Origin of the sequence: Frankia sp. AiPs1 (genome assembly GCF_023716945.1) — a bacterium.
Classification (GTDB): domain Bacteria; phylum Actinomycetota; class Actinomycetes; order Frankiales; family Frankiaceae; genus Frankia.
In genome coordinates this window covers 1-1,369 of record NZ_JAMQQF010000944.1, presented here as the reverse complement: position 1 = coordinate 1,369, position 1,369 = coordinate 1, and the positions used below count along the sequence as shown (strand labels likewise).

Genomic DNA, 1,369 nt, shown 5'->3' with positions numbered 1-1,369 from the left:
GACCCGTCGCCACCCGGCCCGCCGTCCGGCGAGGTTCGCGGGCGCCGCCGGGCGGTGGTCCGACCGGCCCGACCGGGCCTGCCTCGCCGGCATCACCGGTCGGTCCGCTCGGCCGTCCACCCCAGGCGAAGGGCCCGGTGGGTTCGGGCGCTTGGGCTCTATACGCTGGACCGGTGAGCCTTGTCGACACCCATGGTCGCGTTGCGACGGACCTGCGGGTGTCGCTGACCGACCGGTGCAACCTGCGGTGCGTCTACTGCATGCCCGCCGAGGGCCTGCCCTGGCTGGCGCCGGCGCGCCTGCTGACCGACGACGAGATCGTCCGACTGGTCGGCATCGCGGTGCGGCTGCTGGGCGTGACCGAGGTCCGACTCACCGGCGGTGAGCCCACCCTGCGGCCGGGTCTCGCGGCGTTGGTGGCCCGGCTCGCCTCCCTGCGCCCGCGGCCGGAGCTCTCGCTCACCACGAACGGGCTCTCGCTCGTCCGGTTGGCCGAACCGTTGCGCGCCGCCGGTCTGGACCGGGTGAACGTCTCCCTGGACACCCTGGATCCCACCCGCTTCGCCCGGATCACCCGCCGCGACCGGCACGACGACGTGCTCGCGGGGCTGCGCGCCGCCGCGGCGACCGGTCTTGCGCCGGTCAAGGTCAACAGCGTCCTCGTTCGGGGCGTCAACGACGACGAGGCCGCCCGCCTGCTGCGCTGGTCGCTGGCCGCGGGGTACGAGCTGCGGTTCATCGAGCAGATGCCGCTCGATGCCCAACATGGTTGGCGGCGCACGTCGATGGTCACCGCCGCGGAGATTCTCGCGGCTCTGCGGGCCGAGTTCACGCTGCGGCCCCTGCCGGGGCGGGGCAGCGCGCCCGCCGAGTTGTTCGAGGTCGACGGCGGCCCCGGTCGGGTCGGGGTGATCGGTTCCGTGTCCGCTCCCTTCTGCGCGGCCTGCGACCGGGTCCGGCTGACCGCCGACGGCCAGGTGCGCAACTGCCTGTTCGCCCGGCAGGAGAGCGATCTGCGTACGGCGCTGCGCGCCGGCGCGGACGACGAGCGGCTCGCCGCGCTGTGGCGGGCCGCGGTGTGGGGTAAGAAGACCGGCCATGGCATCGGCGAGCACGGTTTCCGGCAGCCGGACCGGCCCATGTCGGCGATCGGCGGATGACCGCCCCACAGGCCGGCTGCAGCGCCCTCGTGCTCGCCGGTGGCGCCGCCCACCGCCTCGGCGGGCGGGACAAGCCGGCCGTCGTCGTCGGCGGTACCACCCTGCTTGACCGGGTGCTCGCCGCGGTCGCCGGCGCCGGCATCGAGCGCGTCGTCATCGTCGGACCCCGCCGCCAGCTCGCGGCGCCTCCCGAAGGCGGGGTCTGGTGG

2 protein-coding genes are annotated in these 1,369 nt (G+C 75.2%); both read left to right on the top strand.

Annotated features, from left to right (window positions below):
* Nucleotides 1-173 precede the first annotated feature (173 nt).
* The gene (gene moaA, locus ND748_RS32060) at nt 174-1,160 is read left to right on the top strand and encodes a GTP 3',8-cyclase MoaA (RefSeq protein ID WP_251750023.1); all 987 of its coding nucleotides are present in this window, start codon (nt 174-176) and stop codon (nt 1,158-1,160) included.
* Nucleotides 1,157-1,369 (top strand): molybdenum cofactor guanylyltransferase (locus ND748_RS32055; protein WP_251750022.1); only part of this gene is annotated, 213 nt, incomplete at its 3' end. The genes moaA and ND748_RS32055, both read left to right, overlap by 4 nt.